At 34.0% G+C, this 16,259-nt stretch carries 17 protein-coding genes, 2 tRNA genes and 1 rRNA gene; 5 read left to right on the top strand and 15 right to left on the bottom strand.

Annotation, left to right across the window (positions count from 1 at the left end; genetic code table 11):
- Positions 1-4: 4 nt before the first annotated feature.
- The 3 genes from rrf to ACM55G_RS07150 all read left to right on the top strand — a co-directional run bounded on the left by rrf (position 5) and on the right by ACM55G_RS07150 (position 342).
- A 5S ribosomal RNA gene (gene rrf, locus ACM55G_RS07140) occupies positions 5-114 on the top strand.
- A 63-nt stretch (positions 115-177) separates the two neighbouring features.
- Positions 178-250 (top strand) — tRNA-Phe (locus ACM55G_RS07145).
- Positions 251-256: 6 nt separating this feature from the next.
- Positions 257-342 (top strand) — tRNA-Leu (locus ACM55G_RS07150).
- Between the two features lie 263 nt (positions 343-605).
- Here ACM55G_RS07150 and ACM55G_RS07155 read toward each other — a convergent pair.
- The 15 genes from ACM55G_RS07155 to ACM55G_RS07225 form a co-directional block, all read right to left on the bottom strand.
- The gene (locus tag ACM55G_RS07155) at positions 606-1,739 is read right to left on the bottom strand and encodes a dipeptidase (RefSeq protein ID WP_416843212.1); all 1,134 of its coding nucleotides are present in this window, start codon (positions 1,737-1,739) and stop codon (positions 606-608) included.
- 398 nt (positions 1,740-2,137) lie between these two features.
- Entirely contained in the window at positions 2,138-2,698 is a 561-nt protein-coding gene (locus tag ACM55G_RS07160; protein WP_416843213.1) for a DUF6642 family protein, read from the bottom strand.
- Between the two features lie 351 nt (positions 2,699-3,049).
- Positions 3,050-4,324, bottom strand: a complete 1,275-nt coding sequence (locus ACM55G_RS07165; protein WP_416843214.1) for a hypothetical protein — start codon at positions 4,322-4,324, stop codon at positions 3,050-3,052.
- A gap of 241 nt (positions 4,325-4,565) precedes the next feature.
- Entirely contained in the window at positions 4,566-5,327 is a 762-nt protein-coding gene (gene trpA / locus ACM55G_RS07170; protein ID WP_416843215.1) for a tryptophan synthase subunit alpha, read from the bottom strand.
- Between the two features lie 66 nt (positions 5,328-5,393).
- On the bottom strand, positions 5,394-5,711 hold the full coding sequence (locus tag ACM55G_RS07175) for a gamma-glutamylcyclotransferase family protein (protein WP_416843216.1): 318 nt from the start codon (positions 5,709-5,711) through the stop codon (positions 5,394-5,396).
- 141 nt (positions 5,712-5,852) lie between these two features.
- Entirely contained in the window at positions 5,853-7,034 is a 1,182-nt protein-coding gene (gene trpB / locus ACM55G_RS07180) for a tryptophan synthase subunit beta (RefSeq protein ID WP_416843217.1), read from the bottom strand.
- The gene (locus tag ACM55G_RS07185; protein WP_465245445.1) at positions 6,973-7,758 is read right to left on the bottom strand and encodes a phosphoribosylanthranilate isomerase; all 786 of its coding nucleotides are present in this window, start codon (positions 7,756-7,758) and stop codon (positions 6,973-6,975) included. Before ACM55G_RS07185 ends, trpB begins: the two co-directional genes overlap by 62 nt.
- A gap of 57 nt (positions 7,759-7,815) precedes the next feature.
- Entirely contained in the window at positions 7,816-8,595 is a 780-nt protein-coding gene (gene trpC, locus ACM55G_RS07190; protein WP_416843218.1) for an indole-3-glycerol phosphate synthase TrpC, read from the bottom strand.
- 51 nt (positions 8,596-8,646) lie between these two features.
- Positions 8,647-9,639 carry an anthranilate phosphoribosyltransferase gene (gene trpD, locus ACM55G_RS07195; protein ID WP_416843219.1) on the bottom strand — a complete coding sequence of 331 codons (993 nt, stop codon included), beginning with the start codon at positions 9,637-9,639 and terminating at the stop codon, positions 8,647-8,649.
- A gap of 73 nt (positions 9,640-9,712) precedes the next feature.
- Entirely contained in the window at positions 9,713-10,279 is a 567-nt protein-coding gene (locus tag ACM55G_RS07200; RefSeq protein ID WP_416843220.1) for an anthranilate synthase component II, read from the bottom strand.
- A 144-nt stretch (positions 10,280-10,423) separates the two neighbouring features.
- Complete coding sequence (locus tag ACM55G_RS07205; RefSeq protein WP_416843221.1) at positions 10,424-11,824, bottom strand: anthranilate synthase component I family protein; 1,401 nt, start codon at positions 11,822-11,824, stop codon at positions 10,424-10,426.
- A 272-nt stretch (positions 11,825-12,096) separates the two neighbouring features.
- Positions 12,097-12,663: a YceI family protein gene (locus ACM55G_RS07210; RefSeq protein WP_416843222.1), complete on the bottom strand. Its 567-nt coding sequence runs from the start codon at positions 12,661-12,663 to the stop codon at positions 12,097-12,099.
- A gap of 326 nt (positions 12,664-12,989) precedes the next feature.
- Positions 12,990-13,556, bottom strand: a complete 567-nt coding sequence (locus ACM55G_RS07215; protein WP_416843223.1) for a YceI family protein — start codon at positions 13,554-13,556, stop codon at positions 12,990-12,992.
- Between the two features lie 46 nt (positions 13,557-13,602).
- Complete coding sequence (locus tag ACM55G_RS07220) at positions 13,603-14,235, bottom strand: NAD(P)H-dependent oxidoreductase (protein ID WP_416843225.1); 633 nt, start codon at positions 14,233-14,235, stop codon at positions 13,603-13,605.
- 13 nt (positions 14,236-14,248) lie between these two features.
- Entirely contained in the window at positions 14,249-14,701 is a 453-nt protein-coding gene (locus ACM55G_RS07225; RefSeq protein WP_416843226.1) for a MarR family winged helix-turn-helix transcriptional regulator, read from the bottom strand.
- A gap of 478 nt (positions 14,702-15,179) precedes the next feature.
- Here ACM55G_RS07225 and ACM55G_RS07230 point away from each other — a divergent pair, with 478 nt between their 5' ends.
- Positions 15,180-15,896, top strand: coding sequence for a DUF72 domain-containing protein (locus ACM55G_RS07230; protein WP_416843227.1), 717 nt, complete (start codon positions 15,180-15,182; stop codon positions 15,894-15,896).
- A 36-nt stretch (positions 15,897-15,932) separates the two neighbouring features.
- On the top strand, positions 15,933-16,217 hold the full coding sequence (locus ACM55G_RS07235) for a SemiSWEET family sugar transporter (RefSeq protein WP_416843228.1): 285 nt from the start codon (positions 15,933-15,935) through the stop codon (positions 16,215-16,217).
- Positions 16,218-16,259: the final 42 nt, after the last annotated feature.

Consider the following 16,259-nt stretch of genomic DNA (forward strand, 5'->3'; position numbering starts at 1 on the left):
CTCTTAAGGTGGTTATTGCGGCGGGGCTCACCTCTTCCCATCCCGAACAGAGTAGTTAAGCCCGCCTGCGCAGATGGTACTGCAGTTATGTGGGAGAGTATGTCGTCGCCTTTCTTTTGAAAAACCCTGTTCTAACGAACGGGGTTTTTTATTCATACTTTTATAAGGAAGTATACTGGTACCTTAGCTCAGATGGTAGAGCAATGGACTGAAAATCCATGTGTCCCTGGTTCGATCCCTGGAGGTACCACAAAATGCTCGGATGGTGAAATTGGTAGACACGCTGGACTTAAAATCCAGTGAACAGCAATGTTCGTGCGGGTTCAAGTCCCGCTCTGAGTACAAGAAACTTCAGTTGGCTAACGCTGGCTGAAGTTTTTTATTTTTACGATTATAGAATCCTCGGATTAAGTCCAAAACAGATAGATCAAATGCTAATTTTTATCACTTCATAGGTTTGGGATTTGATCCTGGAAACTTACAAGTTATTTTTAAAATGTAACCATAAAACGGCATTAATTGAACTTAAAAACCGTTTGGTTTTATACAGGAACTGATTTTATTTACCGAAACACTGGGATTTATGAACAGTTAATCAGTTTAAATTAGTAGTGACCTGCAGTGGCTGCATCAAATATTCGACAAAAATTACCACCGCCTATCTTACCGATTTCATTCTCGTTGAAACCAGTCTTTAACATTGCTTCAACGACAGTGTAATAGAAACCGGCATTTTGATCCTTCCAGGTTTCGTTAGTACCAACGCCAATTTTATCACCATTTTTACCACCGTAAGCCGGAGTCATCTTAGTATCGGTACCAATGCAGACATGGTCAATTCCGATAACGTCAACCATTGCCCTAACATTCTGGGCATACGCTAGTGGTGTATCTGCCAGATGTTTCCATATGCCAATAACACCACCAGCATCTGCAACAATTTTGGCTTGCTCCTTGCTGATTAACCTAGGACTCATCATTTTGGCCATGTTTTCATTTTTCCCCAATTGGGTATCAAGACCAGTATGAGAAATAAGCATCGGACGGGTAGCCACTTTTAGTGCAACGTTAACAGTTTCATTGTTGGCATGGGAAAGGTCTACAAGAATTCCTAGCTTGTTGCATTCTTTGATGACATTCGCTCCAAAAGTGGTTAGACCACCCCATTGTGCAGGATTTGTGAAAACATCACCCAATGGTACAGAAGCATCGTGATCATGAAGTAGTCCAAGGTGGCGCAGACCTCTGCTGTACGCTACTCCCAGTCGATCCAAATTCCCTTCAAGAAAGTGAGCGCCCTCAACGGATTGAATGACGGTTGGTTTATGTTGAAGATGAGCAGAACGTAGGTCTGCCAAGTTCATTGCTCGCTTCATGTTGCTGCTTTCCAATGTTTTATCCATTGCAGTCAATCCATTTATGAAACGGTCATACGCCACACCTGGGTTACGTAACTCTTGATAATCAACCGCGAATGTCATGCATATTGCCAATAGGCCAGATTTTTTCATTTCGCCGACCAGATCGATTTTTGGACCGGGCAACTCTGCTGCGTTGAGAGGTACATCAATATGATTGTGTGTGTCAATTCCCATTGTTTTGGCTACAATGGCTGCTATTCTAGGATCAATTTGGTTGGCAGCCCAGGTCAGGGATGGGTTCAACATAATTGCTGCCCCTGCTCCAGTTACTGTAGTGATAAACGTTCGTCTTGTCCATTCTTGTTGAAATTCACCCATAATTTTCAATTAGTAAATTGGCGGTAGAATCTTTTTTTTCCACCGACTGGTTATTAATAAATTGCGTTTTGTAAATATACAGTAACTTAAATAAGTTACGTTTTACCGTGGGCTTTTTCACTTTTTTTTGGTCAGAGGATGGATGAAAGCCCGCCTGTAAGGACTATTGTGTAAGATAAATTTTATTGGTAGCGAATTTCCTTTACTTTGTAGTGAGAAAGTTGTTGTTTGGAAGCTTGTTAATCCCCTAGATTTCCGAAGTGTTTGTTGTGAATGCTGCGCAAATGTCTTTGACTTTGCGCAATTTTTTTAGTGTAGTAAATTAGCACCGTCATAAAAGTCTCTGACTTTTGAATACGATTTAGTTAACGAGACCTTTTAGCGCTGAATTTAATTTTTTAATAGTACATTCTGAAATCGAGTAGTTTACAAAGAGCATAGTGTTTTTTATATAATTCTTCTACAATTTCGACGAGATTATCTTGTTCTTGACACAAGCTAAAGAAAGCTTTGTCGATGGGATCACTGGTTAAGTTATGAAATGCCGCTCCATAACCCGAAATAGCACGTGCTCCTGTAATATCTAAAAAGTATTGTGCTTCTTCCTCGCTTAAGTCTAATACCTTTGAATTGGCAAAATGCAAAATTTTACCTTTCATTTTCCCTTCAAAGATTTCGGCTATTTCTTCTAAACTATAGTAATACTCATTGAGGCAAATATTGTTTCCTTCGCCTTGCATGACTAAGTAGATGATTTCATAATCCTTAAAATTATGGTCCTCATGTAGCAAGGTATTTAAACTTTCTTCTAATCCTTCAATAGTATCACACGTTTTATAAATGCTCGTAATACCTTGTTCAAAGGCTAATTGTTTTAAGTTTTTGAACACTTCAGTAGTGGTGTTCGTTTCTACATCGGGAACGGCTTCGAGACAGAAAATAAATTGATTATAATCCATGAAATTTACTTTTTATAGAGGTATTACAAATAAATTATTTTTTTATTGAAAAATAAATTCGGAAGTGGCAACACTTCGGGGAGTTGGGACGTTTTCGGAGCTTGGTAAAGTCTGATCCCGAATTACATAGTCTTCTTTCATCTTGATGTATTTTTAATATAAAAATAACGATTTTAAGGACTTGTTTGTGTTTTTTAAATTTAAGACGATGAAAGTCAGAAATTTTAGGGCGTTTTGTTTTTCTATCAAGTTTATAAAATTGCGCAAAGTCCGAGACATTTGCGCAGCATTCACGAGAAAATTATTTTTTAGAAGAACAATTAGCGGAGCGGGGTATTTGCTTTTTTTAAGTTATTTACTCAAAGTTTGAGCTATTCGATTTAAAGCATTAATATCCACTTTTAATCCAAAGATACGTTCTAAATCTTTTACCTGATTTTCTAAAGTTGGTGATTTCTGAAATAAGTCCCATAAATTAGTTATTCCTTTAAATCGACTTAGAGCTTTTCTATCCTTAAAATACTCCATTAATTTACCCACTCCTTTTACTCCTAATTTTGTAAAACTTAAATCTCCTACAAAATCATCAAAACTACTTGAATCAACTACATTTTCAATAGAGTCTATAATATTTGATTCCTTTCCTAAATCCCAGAAATGAAACATTAGTCTATTAGTATTGATTTTATTTTTTCTGCTAAATGCTTCCCAAAAAAGACTATACTCTTTGTTAATTTCAAATTGTTCTTTTAGGTTTTTCGATTCTGAAATTTTCTTTTCATAATTAACAAATGAATATCTTAATTCTTGATAATCATTCCTTAATTGTAAAAGTTTGTCCGGTATATCGTCAATTGTTTCGCATTGAGATAAAAGAATTGGAACTAAAGGAGGAATTGAAACTTTTCTATAACCACTTAAGTTGACTAATTCTTGAATGTTAATGGCGTGTAGTTTTTTTAAAGTTTCTATTGTTGATTTTGAAATTCCAAGACCTTTGTTTATCTCTAACTGAGCTTTAAATCCAGTTAAAGGAATTGTCGTTTGAAAATTGTTATCAGGTAATGCCTTATAGAGTCCTGATAGCAATTCTGTAGGTGTGGTAGAGCTCTCAATTATAACAAATCTTTTTGAATATTTTTTTTGACTTGTTAAGTATTGAGGTGTTAAAACGGGATATTTTACCTCAAAATTTTCAAACTTTTTCGGTTCAAAATATTTTTGAATTAAGTACTCTTTGTTTTTATCTTGAAAATCAATATTTAATTCTGATTTTCCTTTACTGTCAATAGTGATTGGAACATCTTCGGCGTATAAAATTTTTCCCATATCAATGTAAAAAGGAAAATTAGTAATTTGCATTCCATTTTTATTTGTTAGAACTAACTCTGTTATTGGTCTTCCATTTGTGAATGTGGCTTTTGCAGTTAAAAAATGATGTTCCCATTCTTGATTAGATAATAAAAAATGTTCATTTAAAATAAATGATTCAACAAAGTTATTAAAGCTGAAAATAAATTCTTGTGACGCTTTGCCGTAACCACCAATAACATAATCTAACTCTCGTAAAAGTTCGAAATTATAATAAGCTGTATTATGCTTCATATTTATTTTTGGAGTAGTCATAATTGTTTTAGATTCTGAACTCTGTGGTTAACTTGCTTGTAACTTGTATATATGTCTGATAAAATAATACTTATCACTCCAAATTTGGGTGGCTTTGTCTGACAAACGTCATCATTTTTGCGTTCGCTAATATATAAATAAAACTTACAAATAATTTTAGTCTTTTATAAATTGTGAACATAAAAAACGTCGTTTAAAGTTCATTTAAACGACGTTTAATATTTATTTAAAAATAGTTGTTTTATCGAATCTCTTTTACAAATTCCTCAATTTTCCTAGTACTATTTTCGGTTAAATGCTGAATGAATGCACTTCCTATAATCGCTCCTTTGGCAAATTGCACAGCTTGGTCAAACGTTTCCTTGTTGTTAATTCCAAAACCAATTACTTGAGGATTTTTCAAATTCATGTCAGCAATGCGTTTGAAATAGGCTTCTTGAGTGCTTCCAAAACCTGATTGCGATCCTGTAACACTTGCCGAACTGACCATATAAATAAACCCATCGGATACGCTGTCAATAAAATGGATGCGCTCGTCAGATGTTTGTGGCGTAATCAAGAATATGTTTTTTAAGCCGTATTTTTCGAAAGTAGCTTTGTATTCATCGGCATAGACATCAACGGGAAGATCAGGAATAATTAATCCATCGATGCCAATCTCCGCACATTTCTGGCAGAAATTCTCGATTCCGTATTGTAACATTGGGTTGAAATACCCCATAATCACTAAAGGAATAGATACCGTTTTACGGATATCCTTTAATTGGTCAAACAAAACTTGTGTTGTCATTCCGTTGTGCAATGCTTGTGTAGAACTCGCTTGAATCGTTGGTCCATCGGCCAATGGATCGCTGAACGGCAATCCGATTTCGATCATGTCAATACCGCTTTTTTCTAAATCCTGAATGATTTGTACGGTATCATTTAAATTAGGATATCCCGCAGAGAAATAAATGGAAAGTATTTTTTTGTCTTCTTGTAATTTTTGATTTATTCTGTTCATTGTTTTATTTTTTGTCCTAACAGGTTTTTAAAAGCTGTTAGGTATATGTTTTTATATTTACAATTATTAATTTTCCATATAAATCCATGCAACTATTCCGGATTTCAATGTTATTTGAACTCTTTTATACGCATTAGATTCGAATTGATCTGCCTTAGTCAGATCTTCACTGGAAACAGTAAAAACAATACCATTTATTTCATCCGAAGGATTTTCGCTTGGTGTTGCTACAAAATAATCTGCCATTCCAAATTCTTCTTCTATTTTTAGATCTTTTAGTTTATAGCCTTTGAGTTGGTCTAGTGTTCCAGTCAATAGCTTGTTAAAAACCTGTATTTGAATTTTTTTAGATTGTAATGTTCCGTAAGAGAATATATGTTCCATAATACTATTTTTTCTCGTTATTTATTGCGTTAGGGATAGGAACGGCATCCTTTTTTGTGGTTTTTTCTACCACAAAAAAGATATAGTGTACAGCCCGACCCGATTTTTTTTTGGGAGGGTAACGCCCAAATTATTCTTCTGTTATAATTTAAAATAATCGATATACGTATTCAAATCTTTGTCACCACGACCAGAAAGATTGATGACTACGATGTCCTCTGGTTTGAATTTCATTTCGTCTAGAACGGCAAAGGCATGCGCACTTTCAATAGCTGGAATAAGTCCTTCCATTTGGGATAATTTCAATCCCCATTGCATGGCTTGATCATCTGTAATGGAGATGAATTGCGCTCTACCAGTAGCGAATAAATTAGCGTGCATAGGACCTACGCCCGGATAATCCAGTCCTGCCGAAATAGAATACGGCTCGGTGATTTGTCCATCAGTAGTTTGCATCAACAGGGTTTTACTGCCGTGAATAACGCCTACTTTTCCTAATGCCGATGTAGCGGCACTTTCGCCTGAATCGACTCCTAATCCTGCTGCTTCGACCGCAATAATAGTCACGTCTTCATTATCCAGAAAATGATAATAGGCTCCGGCAGCATTGCTACCACCACCTACACAGGCAATCACATAATCAGGGTTTTCACGGCCTTCTTTTTCTAATAATTGTTCTTTGATCTCTTTAGAAATGACACTTTGGAAACGCGCCACCATATCCGGATAAGGATGTGGTCCTACTACAGATCCAATGATATAATAGGTATCTACAGGGTTGTTAATCCAGTCGCGAATGGCTTCGTTAGTGGCATCTTTTAAGGTTTTTGATCCAGAAAGCGCCGGACGCACTTCGGCACCCAACATTTTCATACGAGCTACATTTGGCGCTTGACGTTTGATGTCGATTTCACCCATATACACGATGCATTCCAGTCCCATTAACGCACAAACAGTTGCTGTGGCAACCCCATGCTGACCAGCGCCGGTTTCGGCAATGATTCGTTTTTTACCCAAACGTTTGGCTAATAAAATTTGTCCAATGGTGTTGTTCACTTTATGCGCGCCAGTATGACATAAATCTTCTCTTTTCAGATAGATTTTAGTGTTGTATTGTTCGGATAGCCGTTTGGCAAAATAAAGCGGCGTAGGGCGACCTACATACTCTTTAAGCAAGTCATCAAATTCAGCCTGAAATTCTGGCTCAGCTGTAATTTTTAAATAATTTTGACGTAATTCTTCTACATTTGGATATAACATTTCAGGAATGAAGGCGCCTCCAAATTCTCCGTAATAGCCTTTTTCGTTGACGTTGTATGACATAATTTAATTTTTTTATTTCGTTATCTGCACAGATGCATTGCACTGCGTCTCTACATAATTGTATGTTTTTTAAACCGGGTTCTATCTCAAATTTACTGTTTACATCAATGGCGTAAAGCGGTAAATTGGTTTTATAAATTTCATTTACAGCGCCCATTTCATTAATTCCGATTCCGCCACTTAAGAAAAATGGTTTGGTCGAAGGATAGTTTTCTAATACTTTCCAATCGAATGTGGTTCCGTTTCCGCCTGGTAATTTTCCTTTGGTATCAAAAAGGAAATAATCACAAACGGCTTCAAAGGGTTCCAATACTTCAAAATTAAAAGAATTATCAACAGAAAATACTTTTATAATTTCAATCTGAACTTGTTTCCCATTCTCATCTTTCAAAACTTGCTTTAAATCCTGACAAAATTCAACTGATTCCTGTCCGTGCAATTGAACGGCTTGCAAATCGTATTTTGCTATTTTTTCAAGAATTTCATCTTGTGAAGCATTTACAAAAACGCCTACCTTCTTGATTGATTTTGGTAAATTTGGAATCACACCATCAAAATACCTAGCTGATTTCTCCCAGAATATAAAGCCCATATAATCGGGTAGGATCGAACCTACTTCGAGTATATTATCGGGATATTTCATGCCGCAGATTTTTATCCCCACCGCAGCCATCCTCAAAGGGGAGGGAGCCGAAGTGTCTTGATTGTCTGTTTGTTTTTTCATTTCCAGTTTTTTTTTTAATTCAATCCTTTTAGGGTTTTGAACCCTAAAAGGGTTGTTTTATAGTTGACTGATAAATTCGGTTGCTGCTTTACCGGCATTATCCGTTTTCATAAAGTTTTCTCCAATTAAAAATCCTTTGTATCCGTAGGGCTTTAATTCATTAATCGCTTCAACTGATGAAATCCCACTTTCGGAAATTTTTACAAAATCATTCGGGATTTGTGCTGCCAATTGCTTGCTGAAATCCAAACTCACTTCAAATGTTTTTAGATTTCGATTGTTCACTCCAATCATGTCTAATGTTGGCATAATCGATTTTTCCAATTCTTCTTGATTGTGAACTTCCAACAATACTTCCAGGCCTAAATTTTTAGCAAATTCAGATAAGGCTTTGATTTCGTCTCTTGTTAAAACCGCAGCGATTAGCAAAATTAAATCGGCTCCATGTGCTTTGGCTTCTAAGATTTGGTATTCATCAACAATGAATTCTTTTCTCAATAATGGAATGTTGACTGTGGCTCTTGCCAAAAGTAAATCGTCTAACGAACCACCAAAATATTTTCCATCCGTCAATACCGAAATTCCACAAGCACCAGCATTTTCATAACCTTTGGTTACTTCTTCAACGGTAAAGCTATAATTTATTTCTGCTTTGGAAGGTGAACGGCGTTTGTGTTCAGCAATAATTCCTGATGTGCTGTTTCTTAAATTATCGCTCAAAGAAATAGTTTTTTTTCCAAAGAAAACGGAAGCTTCCAATTGTGAAACGGGAATGATGGATTTCTTGAGAATGACTTCTCTTTTTTTGTCAACTATAATTTTATCGAGTATGTTCATTGTTGTTTGTTTGGTTCATTTAATCGGTAATTTGGTTAAACGATATATTTATTATTTACTTAATTCTTGTAGTGTTTTCAAAGCTACAAGTCCTTTACCGGATAGTAAACTTTCTTTTGCTATTTGAAATCCTTCTAAAGGAGAACATTTTGTAACGGTTGCAATTGCCATTCCGGCATTGGCGCAAACCACATTATTTTGAGCTTCGGTTCCTTTTCCAGATATGATATCAGTAAATATTTGAGCTGCTTCTTCGATGGTTTTCCCACCTTCGATTTCGCTTTGCAATAAAAGACGGACACCAAAATCTTCTGGATTTAACATTCCTTCCATTGAACTGGTAATCATTTTTGTAGGTCCTGTCAATGAAACTTCATCATATCCGTCAAGCGAATGTAAGATGGTAAAATTCACATCGGTATTTTGATACAAATAGGCATACATTCTGGCCATTTCTAAATTGAAAACACCGACCAATTGATTTTTCGGGAATGATGGATTTACCATTGGTCCTAACATGTTGAAGAATGTTTTTACAGCCAATTCTTTTCGGATTGGTCCCACATTTTTCATAGCGGGGTGAAATAGCGGTGCGTGTAAAACACAAATTCCTGCTTTATCGATACATTTCTCCAGGAAATCAGTGTCATTGCTGAACTTGATTCCCATTTTTTCCATCACATTACTAGAACCAGAAATAGAAGAAACACCGTAATTCCCATGTTTTGCCACTTTTATTCCTGCTCCCGCAGCTACAAATGAAGCTAAGGTTGAAATATTGAAGGTGTCTTTTCCATCACCGCCTGTTCCACATAAATCGATGGTATTGTAGGCTGATAAATCCACGCGGATGCACAGTTCCAACAACGCTTCACGAAAACCGGCAAGCTCTTCTATACTGATGCTTCGCATCATGTAAACGGTCAGAAAAGAAGCGATCTGACTGGTGTTATAACTTCCGTTGGAGATATTTACCAATACGTTTTTTGCTTCTTCTTGCGAAAGCATTTCGTGATTGATCAGTCTGTTTAATATGTTTTTCATTTTTATATATGTCTTAAAGTTGAAAGTCTTAAAGTCTTAAAGTCTTTCGACATTATGAGATTTGACTTTATGACTAATTTTTCACCCAATTCTCCAATATTTTTTTTCCGTTTGGAGTCAACACACTTTCCGGATGAAATTGTACACCACGTACATCGTACGTTTTGTGGCGCAACGACATCACTTGTCCGTTTTCGTCGAAAGAAGTTGCTTCCAGAACATCAGGTAAATTGGTGTCCACCACCCAAGAATGATAGCGTCCTACTTCAAATTCGTTTCCTAATCCTTCGAATAAGAGTTCATCATCCACTACGGTTTTTACCATCGTTGCTACACCATGATATACTTTATCCAAATTCGAAAGCGTTCCTCCGTAAACTTCGCCTATCGCTTGTTGTCCCAAGCATACACCAAAGATACTTTTTGTTGGGCCGTATTTTTTAATGACTTCTTTTAATAATCCTGCTTCATCAGGAATTCCAGGTCCTGGGGAAAGAAGAATTTTATCAAAAACTGCAATTTCATTAATATCAAATTCATCGTTTCGGTAAACGGTTACTTCGCAATCTAAATCTTCGAGATAATGCACCAAATTATAAGTGAAACTATCGTAATTGTCTATGACTAGTATTTTTTTCATATTCCTCCCCCAACCCCTCCGAAGGAGGGGAGCACCTATTGGGGTAAATAGGTTTTTTAATTGTTATTTTTAATTACAACTCCATATAAGTTGCTAGTTTTTAGATTTGGCTCCCTTCTCTTTGGGGAGGGTCGGGGAGGGGATTTATATTGTTTCCGCTAAATCCAAAGCTGCATTCAACGCTCTTAACTTATTATATACTTCCTGCATTTCGCTTTCTTCATCGGAGTTGGCTACGATTCCAGCTCCGGCTTGAGAGTGCAGCTGATGGTTTTTGCTTAGAAATGTTCGGATCATTATGGCGTGATTAAAATTACCTTCAAAATCCATGAAACCAATGGCTCCGCCATAAAAATTACGGTTTGTTTTTTCATATTCTTCAATTAGCTGCATGGCTCTGTGCTTAGGAGCGCCGCTCAATGTACCCGCAGGAAAAGTATCTGCTACTACTTGCATCGTTGTAGCATTTTCGTGCAAATGTCCTGTTACTTTTGAAACTAAGTGAATAACATGGGAGAAAAATTGCACTTCTCTATATTTTTCGACATTAACATTATGACCATTTCTGCTTAAATCATTTCGTGCTAAATCCACTAACATGACATGTTCACTATTTTCTTTCTTGTCCTCTGATAATTGTTTAGCAAGAATAGCGTCTTTTTCATCATCGCCCGTACGTTTGAAAGTTCCTGCGATGGGATGAATTTCGGCTTTACGGTCTTTTACAATAATTTGGGCTTCCGGTGAAGAACCAAATATTTTGAAATCACCATAATCAAAAAAGAATAAATAGGGCGAAGGATTAATGCTTCGTAACGCTCTGTATACATTAAATTCATCGCCTTTAAAGCCTTGGGTAAACCTTCGGGACAAAACTAATTGGAACACATCACCACGGAAACAATGCTTTTTAGCCAATGCAACATTATGCTTGAATTCGTCGTCTGTTAAATTAGAAAAACCGGCTCCTTCTTTAGAGAATTTATAAGAAGCAATATTTCGGGATTGTAATAATTGTTCGATTTCTGAAATATTGTTTCTTCCGTCTAAACTGTGACAGAAAATATACGCTTCATTTTTGAAATGATTGATGGCAATAATATTCTGGTAAACGGCATAATAAACATCAGGAATAGAAATGCTATTGTCTTTTTTGGCAATCGTTACTTTTTCGAAATAACGAACCGCATCGTACGAAATGTAACCAAACAAACCATTATTGATGAATTTGAAATTATTTTTCTCCGATTTGAACTGATGTGAAAATTCTTGAATTACCTGTGGAATATCGGTAGTTTTGTCAATGTTAATTTTCTCAAAACTGCCATCAGGAAAGGTTTTGTAGATGATTTCATTTTCTATTTTTATAGAAGCAATCGGATTGCAACAGATATAGGAAAAACTGTTGTCATTCCCATGATAATCACTACTTTCGAGTAATAAACTATTTGGGAATTTATCACGAATTTTGAGATACACACTTACCGGAGTAATTGTATCTGCAAGGATTTGCTTGTAATGTGTATTGAGTATAAAAGATTTCAATTTATATGTTTTTTAGTGTTGTGTGATAGTGATAAAATGGGCACAAAAAAAAGGCCTGTCGTGATGACAAGCCTTTTATATTTATAGTTTAATATACTATAGGAAGCTTAGTTCACGACGATTGACGTAAATTGTTCCACCACCAAGTATTGTTTATTGTTGTTTTCATCATTTTTTTCTTGTTACAAATATATGAATGAATTTTGATTATTCAAAAATAAAAAACCAAAAAAAATATTAAATTTCACACTTTTTTGTTAAATAAAATTTGTCTAAAATACTAAATCAATATTTAGTTCAAATTCATCGTAAATTGTTTTGTCTCCCAAATCATCAAAATAACTTCCGGAACCGTATTTTATGTCATATTTTGTTCGGTCAATTTTCAAAGCAGCAGTTGCCGTATTTCCTTTTACAATAAAATCAAATTTTACGGGATTAGTAACTCCTTTTATGGTTAAATCAGCAGTGACTGCATAAACGTTATTGCCTTTATCTCCAATGCTTTTAAAAACTAAATTGGACGTATTATATTCATCAACACCAAAAAATTCATCTGATCTTAAATGGCCTTCCAATTTTATTTTTGACTTTCCTGTTTGATCTGTATTTGTAAGTGATTTCATATCCGAAGTGAAATTTCCTCCAACCACTTTATTATTTTTGAAAATAATGTATCCGTCTTTTAGTTTTACTGTTCCTTCATGTTGACCCGTTATCTTTTTTCCAACCCAATTAATTTTACTTTTAGAGACATCAATTTTATTGGTTTGTGCTTCTATTTTGATAAATGTAATAATGAGTATTAAAATGAGACTAATTTTTTTTAAATTTTTCATAATGATTTTTTTATGTTAAAAGCCGAATCTGACTACTAAAATAGTAATCCAAATTTATTTATTAAAAATCAAAGTTACAAAATCAATTTCAAGTTTAAAGAGTTGATAAGCTATATCTTAGTTAATTTTAAATATGATTTTAAAATTGTAATTATTAATTAAAAGCATTTTAATAACACAATATTTAAGGGACTTTTAAAGCTGGTTTTATAGAAAATTCATTTAGTTGCAAAAAGAACCCCAACAGTTTTAGATTATCCCAAATAGCGTCTAACTTTTTGAGGTAATCTAAAACTGTTGGGGTTTTTAATATGTTTTAAAATATATTAGAATTTCAAAGCTACAGCTAATTCAAAATCATCAGAAATTGCTTTGTCTCCAATGCTACTGAAGATACTAGCAGAATTGTATTTGATATCGTATTTTGTTCTATCCACTTTAAATGTAGTTGCAGCAGTGTTTTTTGTTGTTGCAAGATCAAAAGTAATAGGATTAGTTATCCCTTTTATTGTTAAATCACCAGTTACAGTGTAAACATTTGGCGCTTTTACAGCTATTTTTTTGAATACTAATGTTGCAGTTGGAAATTTTTCAGTTCCAAAGAAATCTTCTGATTTCAAGTGACCGTTTAATTTCCCTTGGTATTCACCTTGAAGGTCTGTTGCTGTCAATGATGTCATGTCAACAATAAAAGTTCCACTTGCTAATTTTTTTCCTTTAAAAACTAATGTACCTGATTTAAGGTTAACAGTTCCGTTGTGTTGCCCAGTTACTTTTTTCCCAACCCAGTTGATTGAACTATTTACAGCATCTACTTTCTTCTTTTGCGCTGTTAATGACAAAGTAGATAAAACTACTACTAATGCTAATGCAATTGATTTAAAATTTTTCATGTGTTTAAAATTGATTTAAGATTAATATTTAATTTGAATTAGTAATTTACAATGTTATGAATAATTCTTCATTTGATTTTCTAACTTTTTTGTAATGTTGAGTTGCGTCCTCTTCATGTCTGTACCCTAAAGTTGTAATTAATGTTGCGTTCAGGCCTAGTTTGTCTAATCCTAATATTTCATTTACTTGTGTAGCAACGAAACCTTCCATTGGAGTAGCGTCAATTTTTAGTTCAGCAGCGGCATTCAATAAATTCCCTAAGGCTAAATAGGTTTGTTTTGCTGTCCAAATATTTTTAAATTCAGTTTCTAATGAAGAAATTTTAGATTTCATAAAATCACCATAACCAGACAAAGCTTCAATTGGAGTATTTCTTGTTTCACTAACGTTTTTCAAATAACTGTCAATTGTAGTGTCGTCAACGTTAGTTTCATTTGCAAAAATGATTAGGTGTGAAGCCTCAACAATTTGAGATTGCCCCCAAGCCGCTGGTTGAAGTAGGGCTCTTAATTCTGGATTTTCAACGATTATTACCTTGTAAGGTTGTAATCCGAAAGAAGATGAACTCAAACGAATGGCTTCTTTTAAAGTATTTAAATCTTCGGTTGTTATTTTTTTGGAAACATCAAATTTCTTTGTTGCATATCTCCAGTTTTGATTTTCTAAAAAAGTATTCATAATTTTAATGTATTTAGTTTCTGTATTTTTCTAATAAATAATTTAATTGTTCTAATTCTTCTGTACATAATTTTTTTGAAAAAAAATGTTCGTGTGCTATTACTTTAGGATCTAATTCAGTTAGAATGTCCAATCCTTTTTGGGTAATTTGAACTTCAATTTTTCTTCTGTTTTCAGAGCAAACATTTCGAGTAACAAATTTTTTTAATAATAATTTATCTACTAATCGAGTGGTGTTACTAGTTCTGGCCAACATACGTTCTTGTATTAAACACATATTTGCCGGATTCCCTTTCTGACCTCTTAATATTCGGAGTACATTATATTGCTCTCCAGATATGTCATATGGCTTCAGTATTTCATTGAAATTATCTATGATAACATTTTGAGTATATAAAATGTTCAGTGTAATTTTTTTTGAAATGTCTAATGCTATAGTGCTTTTTATTTCATCTTCAATTTTCATGCTTTGTCTATCTCATTTGTCGGTACAAATGTAACATATTTTATATTTGTATATACAAATGTAAGTTATTTTTTTGTTAAAAAAAATTACGATATAGGACAAAATTATTTTTTTTATTTTTTAGTAATTAATATTCAGTTATTTATGAATATGAATATGGAATTGTATCTTTTTTAAACCTAATTTTGAATGTGTTGTCCAAATTTATACCGTTATGTTTTTGAAGTTGAAAATAGTACGCTTAATAGAGAGGAGTATAATAATGGTTTCCAGAATTTTAAAAGTAGGTTTCAAATCTAAAAAATGGATTACATTCAAAAAACTACTACTTTTAATTAACTGGATTGATTCAAAATGTTAAGAAGAAAATACGGGTAAATAAAGCAGTTAAAATCGAACAGTCTTATTGAAAAAATTAAATTCTCCTTAATAAACAATGCTATTTTTCTAAAAAAAAAGTAACTTCATATTGGTAAAAATGGAAAATAATTACATAGGCTGTTCAAGTTTTCAGAACACAGCATGGAAAAATATTTTTTACCCTGAAGGTTTCCCACAAAGGAAATGGTTCGAATTTTATTGCCAAAATTTTAATACGTATGAATTAAACTCAACTTTTTATAGATTTCCAACTCTTAAAAGCTTGCAGACATGGTACTACAGAAGTCCTGAGCATTTTTTATTTTCGGTGAAAGCGCCTAAACAAATTACACATCTCAAAAAATTCATTGAATGTATAACCGAAATTAATGATTTTTATTCCATTTGTAAAGAGGGATTCAATGATAAATTAGGTTGCATTTTATTTCAATTACCGCCGAGCATTCCATATAGTGAGGAATTATTGGATCTGATTATAAATTCATTAAGTCCAAATTTCAAAAACGCAATTGAATTCCGCCATAAAAGTTGGTGGACTCAAAAAGTCCAAAAAAGGCTATCAGAACATAATATCGTTTTTTGTAGTGTAAACCATCCCACATTGCCTCCTACCATTATTGCCACTACGGCTATTGTTTACGTTAGATTGCACGGCAGGCCAAAAATGTATTCTAACTACAGTCATGAGGATCTCAATTCCCTGCATCAAAGTATCATTGAAAAAAACAAACTCGAAGAAGTTTATATTTATTTTAATAATACTGCAAGTGCTGCGGGAGTTATGAATGCGATGGAATTGGCGCAACTTTTCTAGTTCGTTTTTTATTAAAAAATAATTATTCAAACTGTCATGGATTATATTCAGATACTCGGTTTAGTAGCAGCGGCAATGACCACTGGAGCTAATTTTCCGCAAACCTATAAAATTATAAAAACGAAATCAACCAAAGACATTTCGAAAGTCACTTATGCGATGCTTCTTTTCGGAGGAATTATGTGGTTGATTTATGGAATTTTTAAATCCGACCTTCCTATTATTATTGCTAATGCAATATCTGCAACACTTTGTGGGATTATCTTGGGCCTTAAATGTACCTCTCGAAAAGTAGTAGAAGATTTGAATAAAAAAATATAATTTACTGTAAATCAATGTTATATAAAATTAAAATTCAAGAAT

Origin of the sequence: Flavobacterium algoriphilum (genome assembly GCF_048158655.1) — a bacterium.
GTDB classification, from domain to species: domain Bacteria; phylum Bacteroidota; class Bacteroidia; order Flavobacteriales; family Flavobacteriaceae; genus Flavobacterium; species Flavobacterium algoriphilum.